Below are 12985 nucleotides of genomic sequence, written 5' to 3'. Positions count from 1 at the left end.
TTTTCTTCCTCCTAAAGGTGTAAAAGGAGACGAAGAAAGTCAAATTACAAGGGGACTTTCAATCGTCCCCTCCCACATGTTTTTTTGGAAGATCATGTGATTTCCCTTTGTTCGGAGAGTCGCCCCTCCGGTTTGAAGAAATCCTTACGGCTGTGATCTAAATGAATCAGCCGGGAGGCATCCGCCGAAAATTCGATAACCTCCATCCTCGTCAACTAAGCCGTTTTTCGGGCGCTTAGTTCGGGCGCTGTAATTATAAAAGATGCAAACAATCCCGCCTTTCCTGCAAGTGAAAAACAAAGGCTGAACAAGCTTGATTTTACAGCATGTGCCAAGGACGGTCAATTATTTTTTGCCGCCCCGGCATCATGTTTACTATCATTTTATGCTGATCGCACTTGTCTTGTTCGCTCTCTGCTTATAAACTTCGCTACTCCGCTCCCATTTCTGTCCGCACGACATCCACGATTTTTGTGACATATTCGTCACAAAGCTCTTTTGTTCTCGCTTCCGCCATCACGCGTACGAGCGGTTCGGTGCCTGACGGGCGCACTAAAATCCGGCCGTCTCCGTTCATTTCTTTTTCCACTTCAGAAATCACGGCCTTCACCTTAGCGTTTTCTTCTACCTTATATTTATCCGTCACTTTCACGTTCACTAAGAGCTGCGGGAATTTTTTCATTTCATCCGCAAGTTCTGAAAGGGTTTTGCCGGACGCCTTCAGCGTATTCACAAGCATGATCGCGGACAAAAGACCGTCGCCGGTAGTGTTGTAATCAAGGAAAATAAGGTGCCCTGACTGCTCTCCGCCGACATTATAGCCGTCTTTTTTCATCGCTTCTACGACATAGCGGTCGCCGACTGCCGTTTGAACGCTTTTGATTTCTTCTTTTTCAAGCGCTTTGTAGAAACCGAGGTTGCTCATCACGGTCGATACGACGGTATCATCCTTCAGACGGCCTTCTGATTTCAAATACTTCGCGCATATGTACATGATCTGATCGCCGTCGACGATGTTTCCTTTTTCATCAACGGCAATGAGGCGGTCGCCGTCGCCGTCAAACGCAAGGCCGATATCGGCGTTTTTTTCTTTGACGAAAGCACTCAGCGCTTCCGGGTGTGTAGAACCGACGCCATCATTAATGTTTAATCCGTTCGGAGACGTCCCCATTGTAGATACGTCAGCATCGAGATCGGCAAAAAGGTGCGTCGCAATAGAAGATGTCGCACCATGGGCGCAGTCAAGCGCTACATGAATGCCCGTAAAATCTTCGTCCGCCGTCTGTTTTAAAAATTGCAGATACTTTTGAACGCCTTCAAAATAATCGTTCACAAGCCCGAGGTCCGCGCCTGTCGGTCTCGGCAGCTTATCTTCCGGTTCCTCCATGAGACGTTCAATCTCGGCCTCCTGCTCATCAGAAAGCTTAAAGCCGTCCCCTCCGAAAAATTTAATTCCGTTATCCTGTACGGGGTTGTGAGAAGCGGAGATCATGACGCCCGCCTCAGCATCCATGGCTTTCGTTAAATAGGATACCCCCGGCGTAGAAATAACGCCGAGGCGCATCACTTCAGCTCCGATCGATAAAAGTCCGGCGACAAGGGCTCCCTCCAGCATATGTCCGGAGATACGTGTATCACGGCCGATCAGCACTTTCGGGCGCTGCTTATCTTTGGTCAGGACATAACCGCCAAAACGCCCCACTTTAAAGGCCAGCTCTGGCGTAAGCTCGCTGTTGGCAACACCTCTTACACCATCTGTTCCAAAATACTTGCCCATTTTGTATCGCTCCTTTTTCATTCTGTTGAAGAAGAATCAGCGCTTGATCCGTCTTCATCCTGGTCTTGATTTTGATCCTGGTTTTGACTTTTATTCTGATCGCTGTCAGTGTCGTCTTCCCGGTTCTTGCTCTTGTCTTTGTCTGCGTCTCCGCTTGTGCCGTTCTTATTGCCGGAATCAGCGGAGCCGCCGTCATTTTTATTTGAACTTGTGTTTTTGTTAGAAGTCAGCTTGATCTTAACCGTGTCTTTTGACAGGGACCATGTGACGTTTTGCGGGCCGTTTACTTCAAGCTTTACAGAGTGCTCTCCGTCATCCAAGTCCGAGACATTGGCATACAGTTCAATGTCCGACTTTTTCAGCGCCTTAATGTTGGCGGGAGAGCCTTTGGCCGTAATATTTATCGCCTGCGATTCAGGGTCGAGAAACTCAATCTGCTGTGAGCCTCCCAGTCCGACCGTCTTGATTGCGACATTGTCAAAATCCTTTTTGTCTTCACTGTCCACTTTAACATGAAGCGTGATTTTTTCCGGTGATACCTTAGTGACGCCCTTAGGAAGCGGGATATCGGCATTGATATCGGTATCTTTATGAATTTTGCCTAAATCAAGAGATACGCCGTCAATAAATTCCAGTGAATCCAGCACATCCTGCGGGCCGTAAACCGTCACCTCACTCGGATTCGAGTCAATACTCGCAACACTCACCCCGTCCGGAAGACTTCCCTTCCTTTCGATTTTGAAAGGAAGCTTTTTGCTCGGACTGGCTACGGGAACCGTCACTTTAATGACTGACGGTTCAACATCAACAGGAAGTGCGTTGCCGTCTTTGTCATAGACGGTCACCTTCACTTCCTTTTCAATGGTCTCATTTGCATTTTCAAGGTTCACGGATGCTTTGACAAGTGAAATGTTATCAATCACATTTTTCGAACCTGTAATCTGCACGTTTTTCGGGCTGATAATCGGCTGCTGAGGGGTATATCCCTTTTTCATTTTGCTTTTATTGTAGTATTCAACTTCCACGGGAAAACTCTCAGCCGTTTTTTCCTGAATCGTAACCGTCGTGACTGACGGGTTTATGGAGATCGTCAGTCCGTCCGATACGTTTTTCGCCTTCAATTCGACCTTATGAGTCCCGGTCTTCAGCTTATTCATATCGGCGTATATCTCAAAATTCTTCGTCTGTCTCGCTTTTTTCACCGCGCTTGTCGAGCCTTTAATCGTGACATTTACCGTCTGGGGCACGCCGGTGACGACATAGTTCGCTTCATCGTAGTATGCTTTTACAGGAATATCAGTAAGCGTAGCCTCGTCAGTCGTTGATGTCGGAAAAAAGGATTCCCCCGGCTTTTTCGGAGTCGGCGCCTGGTTGTTGTTAACCGCAACGTAAAGCAGCAGCGCCAAGAGCAATGCAATGATCTTTACAGCCCAGCGGTTGTTTAAGAATTTATCCATTTTTCTTGCCCCTCCAGTACCAGCGGTTAGAAGAAGTGTCTCTGGCGTTCTTCTTAAACTCGGCTTCAAGCATTTCTTTCAGTGCTTCTTCCGTCAATTCTCTGTGAAGGTCTCCGTTTTTGGCCACACTGATGGCGCCCGTCTCTTCAGATACAATAATGGTTAAGCTGTCCGTCACTTCACTGATGCCGACAGCCGCTCTGTGACGCGTCCCCAGCTCCTTTGAAATAAACGGGCTTTCAGAAAGCGGCAGATAACAGGCAGCCGCAGCAATCTCGTTATTTTTCATAATGACCGCTCCATCATGCAGCGGTGTATTGGGGATGAAGATATTAATCAAAAGCTCCGAGCTGACCTGCGCATTAAGCGGGATGCCCGTCTCAATATAATCGCCCATTCCCGTATCGCGCTCAATGGCGATGAGTGCGCCGATGCGGCGTTTCGCCATGTAGCTGATCGATTTTGTAATCGCTTCAATTGTCTTATGCTGCGCTTCCTCCACAGGGGTTCCGCTCCTGGAAAAGAACCGGCCCCGTCCGAGCTGTTCAAGCGCCCGTCTCAGCTCAGGCTGGAATATAATGATGATCGCTAAAAATCCCCATGTTATCGCTTGGTCCATCAGCCACTGAAGCGTGCTGAGTCCCAAATATGAACTGGCCATCCGGACCAATACGATGACGACGATTCCTTTTAAAAGCTGAACCGCCTTCGTCCCGCGTATGACCATGATTAATTTATATATCACATACCAAACAAGGAGAATATCAACGGCATTGCCGAGGTATTGCAAAAATGGGATGTCCTCAAAAGCCATTTCCTCGTCCTCCAAGAATTCAGTCATTTCGTTTTTTCCGTTATGAATTGTGCTGCATGAGCAATATGTACATCATATAGCGTGCTCATTATACCACATTTTGATTTCTCAAGTGAAATGAGCCGGCGCGGCGTTGCACAAAAAAAGAGTAAAGCGATTATACGCTTTACTCATCTTCATTCGGGTCCAAAGCGCTTACGACGCCCTGTCCCGCCGATTTCAGTTCGTACCAGACCCAGTCAAACAATTGGTTAATCTCTTCAATCTGCCCGGTGACTTGTCCGGCTGAGGCCATGTATTTTTCTCCGTTGACGACGGTCACATTGCCGTCGACTTTTCCTTCAATGAACAGCTTGCCGTTTTTTACTGTGACATCGCCCTTTACGGTCTCGCCTTCAGGGACGGTGACCGTGTGATTCTGCACGACAAGGTTCGGCTGTTTGGACACACTGAAATTGTGGTCATTATGCCAGCTGTTGAAAAAACCGCCGCCCATTAAAATCACAAAAACCGCTGCGGCTGCAATTATCGGATGAGTTTTGATCCATCGTTTTACAGAAGCGCGTTTTTTCTCTTTTGGAAGATTCGCCATAACTTTGGCAGTAAAATCAGCAGGGGCCGTGACATGCGATGTGCTTCGGACGAGTGCTACGGATTTCTCCATTTCATGAAAATGCCGTTTGCAATTCCCGCATGACTGCAAATGTTGTTTTAATACGTTTTCATCTTCAGGAAGGATATCTCCATCAAGATGCTTATGCATAAGCTGCACAATCTGTTCAGGACAGCTCATTTCATCACCCCACTTAAAGATCCCTCAATTGTTTTCTAAGAGCCTCTCTGCCTCTGTGTATCCTTGTCTTTACGGTGCCGACAGGGATATTCAGAATCTCCCCGATTTCAATTAAAGAGAGTTCGTCAATATACTTTAATACAATAACCGTTCTGTACTTGTCAGGGAGCTTTAAAATCTTTTTCTGAATTGTGTCCGACAGCTCCAATGACAATACGGCGTCTTCAGGGAGAACCCCGTCCGCGGCGATCTGCGAATACATCGTCAGCCCTTCTGCTCCCGCTACTTCTGCGTCCAGATAGTAATCAGGCTTTTTCTTGCGGATGCGGTCAATGGTCAGGTTGGTCGCAATTCTGTAAAGCCACGTTGAAAACTTTCTGTTGATATCGAAACTGTCGATATTGACATACGCTCTGATAAAAGCTTCCTGCGCAATATCTTCCGCTTCGTGCACATTGCCGAGCATGCGGTAGCAAAGCTGGTAAATCTTATCTTTATAAAGGTCAACGATTTCTGCAAACGCATTTTGATCGCCTTTTTTGACTTGCTTGATTCTTTTTTTAATCAGGTTTTCCATGTTTTATCTTACCTCTGCCCTTCACCGGTCTGTATCTATACGTTGATTGTTTTAAAAGGTTTCATTTTTTTATTACATTTATTTTACCAAATTTCAGGCAGGGTGTAGATGGAAAATACAGAATATACTGCCTTAACAGCAGCTTAAAAATAGTATATCTGATGAACAATCAAAAATCGAAACAAAATGCCGATAAAAAAAGACACCTTTATGCAAAAGGTGTCTGAGACTGGGCTAGCTGGATTCGAACCAACGCATGACGGAGTCAAAGTCCGTTGCCTTACCGCTTGGCTATAGCCCAAAAATGGTGGAGGGGGGCAGATTCGAACTGCCGAACCCTGAGGGAGCGGATTTACAGTCCGCCGCGTTTAGCCACTTCGCTACCCCTCCGTATTTTTTTGGAAAACAGTGCCGGCCAGAGGACTTGAACCCCCAACCTACTGATTACAAGTCAGTTGCTCTACCAATTGAGCTAGGCCGGCAAATATGGTGGAGGATGACGGGCTCGAACCGCCGACCCTCTGCTTGTAAGGCAGATGCTCTCCCAGCTGAGCTAATCCTCCATATGACCCGTACGGGATTCGAACCCGTGTTACCGCCGTGAAAGGGCGGTGTCTTAACCGCTTGACCAACGGGCCGCTGTGTCCGCGTCGAGCTGACAAAAGTTATTATATACAGGTTGTACCCCATTTGTAAAGAGAAAAATTATTTTTTTTATTTTCAAACTTTTTTACCCGTTTTTTAACTGAAAAACTCATCCCTCCTCTCTTATTTCATTTATGATGAAAGTATCAAAATATTGAAGGGAATGGACACAGATGATCTTAGTCAGCTCTTGTCTCGGCGGTATCGAATGCAGATATAACGGCTCTCACGCCGCTTCGGAAAAAATCCGCAGACTCGTAGAAGAAAAGAAAGCTGTTATGGTCTGCCCCGAACTTTTGGGCGGCTTCACCACTCCCCGCGAACCGGCGGAAATCATCGGCGGCACGGGTGAAGACGTGCTGAACGGAACGGCAAGAATCGTAACGGCATCAGGCGAAGACGTTACAGCTTTATATATGGACGGCGCGGAAAAAACGTTAGCATACGCAAAAGAAATAGGCGCCGCAACGGTCATCCTTAAAGAAAACAGTCCGTCCTGCGGCAGCAGCTTTATCTATGACGGCACTTTCTCAGGAAAAAAAATACTCGGAGACGGCATCACTTCCGCTCTTTTAAAACGGGCAGGCTGCCGTGTTCTATCAGAAGATGAATTGGATCAATTATAAAAAAGGAGAGTAGATATCATGGATGTAGCCCTGTCCTTTTATAAACCGGAGCATGCAGACGGGCTGAACGGGTTTGTGCTGAGTGAAGAAGATAAAAAGTTCACAGCTCTGCCGATAGATGTCCTGCCGCAGGCGCTTGTCATCCGGGATCGCTACCCGACAGTCATTTTAAAAGAAGACCGCCCCGTCGGTTTTTTTATTTTACATACCTCAAAAGAAACCATTGCTCCGTATTCGAACAATGTGTCTGCCATTTTGCTGAGTGCGCTGTCATTACATGCGCCGCATCAGGGAAAAGGTTATGCCAAACAAGCGATGCTGCAGCTCCCCGCTTTTGTTGCAAATTACTTTCCTTGGTGTGATGAAATCGTGCTTGCTGTAAACCATCGCAATCAACGTGCAAAGAACCTGTACAGGTCTTCCGGTTTTATTGACAAAGGGCGGCGCAGGATCGGTCCGATCGGTGAACAGCACATTCTGCATCATTTTTTGTGAAAGCGCTTGATTATTCATCTCATCCCTGCCGATTTTTCTTGAAACATCTATTCAGAAGCCCATATACTTCAAGTATTAACGACTTGGGAGGGTACAATCATGACAGACCGGCTTAACATTCACAGATTGACCACAGAAACCAGAAATCCGCAGACCGCTTCAATCCATCAGGCAGACACGATGGAAATTCTCCGCATCATTAACGAAGAGGATTTCAAAGTGGCTGAAGCCGTTCAGCAGGTGCTGCCCGATATTCAGATTGCCGTTCAATTCGCCCATCAGTCCTTACGGCGAAACGGCAGGCTGATTTATGCGGGAGCGGGCACAAGCGGCAGACTCGGTGTACTGGATGCGGTTGAATGCCCGCCTACATACAGCGTAAGTCCCGACACCGTCATCGGTCTGATGGCCGGAGGGGCAGACGCCTTTTTGCAAGCGGCTGAAGGTATAGAAGACAGCGAGGAAACCGGCGCTCTCGATCTCAAAACGATCGGGCTTACCGCAGAAGACACCGTGATCGCCATCGCGGCAAGCGGGCGCACGCCGTATGCGGCCGGTGCGCTGAAATATGCAAAAACAATCGGCGCCAAAACCGTCGCGCTCACATGCAATAAGGACTCATTGATCAGCACCTTTGCCGATCACAGCATCGAAGTCATTGTCGGTCCCGAAGTGATTACAGGGTCAACACGAATGAAAGCCGCGACGGCACATAAAATGATTCTGAACATGATTTCCACGGCCGTAATGATTAAAAGCGGCAAAGTGTACGAAAATTTAATGGTGGACGTTCATGTCAGCAACGAAAAATTGAAAGAACGCGCAATCGGCATTATCCAAAGCATCACGGGCGTTCCGTACGACAAGGCAAAAGAAACGCTTGAGGCCGCAGACAGCCATGTCAAAACGGCAATCGTCATGCTGAAGACGAATTCGGACGAAACACACGCGAAGGCACTGCTCAAAGAATCAGAAGGATTCATTGATAAAGCCATTGAACAGCACGTTTCAAGAGAAAAAGAACGCTGATCGTTCTTTGGAGAAAAATATTGTGCTTTTACGAGCCCGCGCCGTTTTCATGTTCGGCGCAGGCGCTTTTAGGACGCGTTTCAGGCATAGCTCCCCGGGAAAAATCGTACAGAAAAAGGAGGATCTCCATGAGCAAAGAGGCATTTTATCAGTCACTGGCCAAAGATATCCTGGACAATTGCGGCGGTTCATCGAATATTTCAGGCTTTACCCACTGTATGACACGCCTGAGGATTACACCTTTAGATCGGGACAAAACGGATATTGAGGCGCTGAAACGGCTTGACGGGGTAATAGGCGTCGTCGAAGCCGAAACACTGCAGATCATTCTCGGCACGGGTGTCGTCAATCATGTCGCCGACGCTTTCGCAAAACTTATGCCATCCGGAAAAAACATTGATTTAAAAGAAGCCGCCTCACGGAAAAAAGCCGATCTCAACAGAAAAAACACCACACCCATCAAATTGTTTCTGAGAAAAATATCAAGCATCTTCATTCCCCTTATTCCCGCACTCATTGCATCAGGTTTAATCACCGGTATTACGAAAGCCGTCATTCAGGCCGGCTGGCTCCCGAAAGAATCCCAAATCGCACTTATTTTAACGGTTATCGGTTCAAGCTTGTTCGCTTACCTCGGCGTCCTTGTCGGCATCAATGCGGCGAAGGAATTCGGCGGGACACCCGCGATGGGCGGCCTTGCGGGCATATTGATCCTTAACCCTGAGATCGCCAATATCAGTTTGTTCGGAGAGAATCTGCTCCCTGGCAGGGGAGGATTAATCGGCGTTCTTTTCGCTGCGGTTTTTATCGCTTATACCGAACGGTTTATCAGAAAGTACGTCCATCAATCCATCGACATTATCGTCACGCCTACATTGTCTTTACTTATCACCGGGCTGGTGACATATGTCGTTTTTATCCCCGCAGGCGGTTTTATTTCTGATCTGATTACATCAGGTTTATTGTCGCTGCTGAATGTCGGGGGAGTGCTCTCAGGGTTTGTACTGGGAGCCGCCTTCCTGCCGCTTGTCGTCACCGGCCTGCATCAGGGCTTGACTCCCGTACATTTGGAATTAATCCGATCAATCGGAGATGACCCGCTTCTTCCGATTCTCGCGATGGGAGGCGCGGGTCAAGTAGGCGCGGCCTTCGCCATCTTTATGAAAACAAAAAAATCCTCATTAAAAAGAGCGATCGGCGGCGGACTTCCATCCGGTCTGCTCGGAATCGGGGAGCCGCTTATCTTCGGCGTCACGCTCCCGCTCGGCCGGCCGTTTTTGACGGCGTGTTTAGGGGCGGGAATCGGCGGCGCCTTTCAAGCCCATTTTCAAGTAGCTACTTTTTCAATCGGTGTCTCCGGCCTTCCGCTCTCGTTTCTCGTACAGCCGGCTCAAATCGTTATGTATATCATCGGTCTCTTCATCTCTTACGCGGCGGGCTTTGTCTTCACTTATGCGTTCGGATTTAAGGATGACATGGCTGCTGAATTTGAATAAACCGGGAGGGATCAGAATATGAAAACACTGACAGCCGCCATACTCACAATGGTCATCAGCCTCTCTTTTCTGCCGCAGCACAAAGCCGAAGCCCAATCCAAATTATACGACGCAGCAAAGCTCAGAAAGGTTGATCAAATGATTGAAAAAGACATCGCAGCAGGATTCCCCGGAGCTGTCCTCGTCGTCGTAAAGGACGGACGGGTGATCAAAAAGAAAGCATACGGCTACAGCAAAAAATATGACGGGAACACCCTTTTATCCCGTCCGAAAAAAATGAAAACATCAACCATGTTTGATTTAGCTTCCAATACAAAAATGTACGCGGCCAATTTTGCACTACAGCGACTCGTCAGCCAGGGAAAGCTTGATGTGTATCAAAAAGTCTCGGCTTACCTTCCTGATTTCAAAGACAGAAAAAGCGATCCGATTCAAGAAAAAGACCGCATACGCGTCATCGATGTGCTCCAGCATCAATCCGGTCTGCCGGCAAGCTTTTATTTCTATCAGCCGGACACCGCAGGCCCTTTATATTCACAAGAACGGGATAAAACGATTCGTTTTCTCACCCAAATCCCGCTTGAATACAAGCCGGGAACAAAACACGTATACAGCGATATCGGTTACATGATTCTCGGCTGCATCATTGAAAATATAACCGGAAAAACCCTTGATACCTATGCGGAACAAGAACTGTACAAACCGCTGAAACTGACGCACACACTGTTCAATCCGCTGCAAAAAGGTTTCAAAGAAAAAGCATTCGCAGCTACTGAACGTTTAGGCAACACACGTGACGGAGTCATCCATTTCCCTCACATCAGGACGTATACGCTGCAGGGGGAAGTTCACGATGAAAAAGCATTTTACTCAATGGGAGGGGTGTCCGGTCACGCCGGGCTGTTTTCCAGAGCTGATGATATGGCCGTCCTTCTTCAAGTCATGCTGAACGGAGGCAGTTATAAACACGTTTCTCTCTTCAATAAAAGAACGGCCGATTTGTTCACAACGGCGGCATCCTCTGATCCGACTTTCGCTCTCGGCTGGCGGAAAAACGGCAGCCCGGATATGGAGTGGATGTTCGGACCTTATGCAAGCAGGCAGGCATACGGCCATACGGGATGGACCGGCACCATCACGATTATTGATCCCGCTTATAAGCTGGGGATCGCACTTTTGACCAATAAAAAGCATTCCCCCGTCGTCAGCCCCGGTGAAAACCCGAATGTTTTTGAAGGGGATCTTTTCCCGACCGGAAGCTACGGCAGCGTCATAAAAGCGATTTATGAAGCCATTGAATGACAACCCATGTCTTTTGTCCAAACTATGACGGCAGGAGGGCACCATCATGAAACTTCTCATCTCAGCTGTATTACTGTTGTTCATTGTATTCGGCACGCATCATGCATCAACAAAACCGGACATTCCGTCACAGGCGGAACAAGCGGTATCCCGTATGACATTAGATGAAAAATTAGGGCAGATGCTCATGCCTGATTTTCGAAATTGGCAAAAAAAGGGGCAGTCATCACCTGAAGCTCTTACCCAAATGAATGACGAAGTCGCAGGGCTTATTCAAAAGTACCGGTTCGGCGGGGTTATCTTATTTGCAGAAAATGTAAAAGACACTGAGCAAACGGTACGCCTGACAGATGCCTTTCAAAAGGCGAGCCCTGACATTCCGCTATTATTAAGCATTGATCAGGAGGGCGGCATCGTAACTAGACTTGGTGAGGGCACTCATTTCCCAGGCAATATGGCGCTCGGGGCTGCTAGAAAAACAGCCTACGCGTCCCAGACCGGCGCCATTATCGGGAAAGAACTGAAAGCACTGGGCATTAATACGAATTTCGCTCCCGTTCTCGATATCAATAATAATCCCGGAAACCCTGTCATCGGCGTCAGGTCGTTCAGTTCAGACCGTGATCTGACAGCTTCACTCGGTCTTGCCTCAATGAAGGCTCAGCAAAAGCAGAATGTCGCTGCCGCCGTCAAGCATTTCCCGGGACACGGCGACACGGATGTCGACAGCCACTACGGTCTTCCGCTTGTCACCCACAATCAAGAAAGGCTGCGTCAGATTGAACTTTATCCGTTCCGGCAGGCCATTCAGGCCGGAGCTGATATGATCATGACAGCCCATGTGCAATTTCCCGCTTTTGACGATACAACCTATAAAAGCAAGCTGGACGGTTCAGACATCCTCGTACCCGCCACACTCTCGAAAAAAGTGATGACTCATCTTCTCCGTGAGGAAATGGGATTTAACGGCGTCATCGTTACGGATGCATTAAATATGAAAGCCATTGCCGATCATTTCGGTCAGGAAGAGGCGGTCGTCATGGCAGTAAAAGCAGGAGTCGATATTGCCCTGATGCCGGCCCAAGTGACATCGCTGCAAACGGAAAACCGCTTTGCCCGGGTTCATTCCGCTTTAAAAAAGGCGGTACAAAAAGGGGATATTCCGCTGCAGCAAATTAACAAATCAGCGGAACGCATCATTTCCCTGAAAATAAAACGAGGGATATATCCCGCACCGAAAGAGACAAATCTGAAAAAGAAGATTGCAAAAGCAAAGAAAACCGTCGGCAGCAAAAATCACCTGAAAGCTGAAAAACAAATCGCGGAAAGATCCGTCACCGTCTTACAAAACAAAAACCGCACGCTCCCATTCAAACCGAAAAAGAACAGCCGCGTTCTCATTGCCGCTCCTTATGAAGATCAAACAGCGGCAATGGAACAAACCATTCGGCAGCTCATCAAGAAGAAAAAAATCCGGCCGGTAACCATCAGTAAAATGAACTTCGCCGAGCGCACATTTCATGATGAACACAAAAAGCTGGTATCCGACGCGGATTACGTGATTACAGGCTCCTATGTCGTAAAAAATGACCCTGTCGTAAACGACGGCGTGATTGACGATTCCGTCACAGATCCCGGCAAGTGGACGACCGCATTTCCGCGGGCCGTCATGAAAGCCGCACAATCGAACCAAAAACCCTTTGTGCTGATGAGCCTGCGTAATCCTTACGACGCCGCGAATTTTGAAGAAGCTGAAGCCCTTATCGCAGTCTACGGCTTTAAAGGATATACAGACGGACAATTCCTCCAGCCAAACATTCCGGCAGGCATTGAAGCGATATTCGGACAGACAACACCGCAAGGCAGGCTGCCCGCTGACATTCCTTCAGTCACGCATCCGGGAACGACACTGTATCCTTATGGTTTCGGTATCAATCTGAAGACCGGAAAACCGCTTTAAACAGGAGGGCTGAT

Annotated in this window: 11 protein-coding genes and 5 tRNA genes; 6 read left to right on the top strand and 10 right to left on the bottom strand. The window is 47.9% G+C overall.

The genetic code is table 11. From position 1 onward, the window contains the following. Positions 1 to 430: 430 nt before the first annotated feature. The 10 genes from glmM to HAP68_RS00905 all read right to left on the bottom strand — a co-directional run bounded on the left by glmM (position 431) and on the right by HAP68_RS00905 (position 6056). Positions 431 to 1777: a phosphoglucosamine mutase gene (gene glmM, locus HAP68_RS00950; RefSeq protein WP_003156759.1), complete on the bottom strand. Its 1347-nt coding sequence runs from the start codon at positions 1775 to 1777 to the stop codon at positions 431 to 433. A 17-nt stretch (positions 1778 to 1794) separates the two neighbouring features. Next, positions 1795 to 3234 (bottom strand): CdaR family protein, encoded by a 1440-nt coding sequence (locus tag HAP68_RS00945; RefSeq protein WP_024084815.1) that lies wholly within the window; start codon positions 3232 to 3234, stop codon positions 1795 to 1797. After that, positions 3227 to 4048 carry a diadenylate cyclase CdaA gene (cdaA, locus tag HAP68_RS00940; protein WP_003156763.1) on the bottom strand — a complete coding sequence of 274 codons (822 nt, stop codon included), beginning with the start codon at positions 4046 to 4048 and terminating at the stop codon, positions 3227 to 3229. The genes HAP68_RS00945 and cdaA overlap by 8 nt, the downstream gene beginning before the upstream one ends. A 166-nt stretch (positions 4049 to 4214) precedes the next feature. Further along, complete coding sequence (rsiW, locus tag HAP68_RS00935; RefSeq protein WP_024084814.1) at positions 4215 to 4841, bottom strand: anti-sigma-W factor RsiW; 627 nt, start codon at positions 4839 to 4841, stop codon at positions 4215 to 4217. Between the two features lie 13 nt (positions 4842 to 4854). Beyond that, positions 4855 to 5418 (bottom strand): RNA polymerase sigma factor SigW, encoded by a 564-nt coding sequence (gene sigW / locus HAP68_RS00930; protein ID WP_003156766.1) that lies wholly within the window; start codon positions 5416 to 5418, stop codon positions 4855 to 4857. A 229-nt stretch (positions 5419 to 5647) separates the two neighbouring features. Further along, positions 5648 to 5719, bottom strand: a tRNA-Gln gene (locus HAP68_RS00925). A gap of 4 nt (positions 5720 to 5723) precedes the next feature. After that, positions 5724 to 5808 (bottom strand) — tRNA-Tyr (locus HAP68_RS00920). 19 nt (positions 5809 to 5827) lie between these two features. After that, positions 5828 to 5900 (bottom strand) — tRNA-Thr (locus tag HAP68_RS00915). A gap of 5 nt (positions 5901 to 5905) precedes the next feature. After that, positions 5906 to 5981: transfer RNA gene (locus tag HAP68_RS00910), tRNA-Val, on the bottom strand. Positions 5982 to 5984: 3 nt separating this feature from the next. Next, positions 5985 to 6056, bottom strand: a tRNA-Glu gene (locus HAP68_RS00905). Between the two features lie 180 nt (positions 6057 to 6236). On the opposite strand from HAP68_RS00905, the gene HAP68_RS00900 reads away from it, so the two are divergent. The 6 genes from HAP68_RS00900 to HAP68_RS00875 all read left to right on the top strand — a co-directional run bounded on the left by HAP68_RS00900 (position 6237) and on the right by HAP68_RS00875 (position 12971). Next, positions 6237 to 6689, top strand: coding sequence for a 2-thiouracil desulfurase family protein (locus tag HAP68_RS00900; RefSeq protein WP_003156767.1), 453 nt, complete (start codon positions 6237 to 6239; stop codon positions 6687 to 6689). Positions 6690 to 6707: 18 nt separating this feature from the next. Further along, positions 6708 to 7184, top strand: coding sequence for a GNAT family N-acetyltransferase (locus HAP68_RS00895; protein ID WP_014304238.1), 477 nt, complete (start codon positions 6708 to 6710; stop codon positions 7182 to 7184). 99 nt (positions 7185 to 7283) lie between these two features. Then, positions 7284 to 8213, top strand: a complete 930-nt coding sequence (gene murQ / locus HAP68_RS00890; protein ID WP_003156769.1) for an N-acetylmuramic acid 6-phosphate etherase — start codon at positions 7284 to 7286, stop codon at positions 8211 to 8213. Between the two features lie 128 nt (positions 8214 to 8341). Beyond that, positions 8342 to 9709 carry a PTS transporter subunit EIIC gene (locus HAP68_RS00885; protein ID WP_024084813.1) on the top strand — a complete coding sequence of 456 codons (1368 nt, stop codon included), beginning with the start codon at positions 8342 to 8344 and terminating at the stop codon, positions 9707 to 9709. A gap of 18 nt (positions 9710 to 9727) precedes the next feature. Beyond that, positions 9728 to 11011 (top strand): penicillin binding protein PBP4B, encoded by a 1284-nt coding sequence (gene pbp4b, locus HAP68_RS00880; protein ID WP_024084812.1) that lies wholly within the window; start codon positions 9728 to 9730, stop codon positions 11009 to 11011. Positions 11012 to 11057: 46 nt separating this feature from the next. After that, positions 11058 to 12971, top strand: coding sequence for a glycoside hydrolase family 3 protein (locus tag HAP68_RS00875; RefSeq protein ID WP_024084811.1), 1914 nt, complete (start codon positions 11058 to 11060; stop codon positions 12969 to 12971). Positions 12972 to 12985: the final 14 nt, after the last annotated feature.

Origin of the sequence: Bacillus sp. Bvel1 (assembly GCF_014872755.1) — a bacterium.
GTDB classification, from domain to species: Bacteria; Bacillota; Bacilli; order Bacillales; family Bacillaceae; genus Bacillus; species Bacillus velezensis.
Note: the sequence above shows the minus strand (reverse complement) of the source record. Positions and strands in the feature narration are given on the sequence as shown.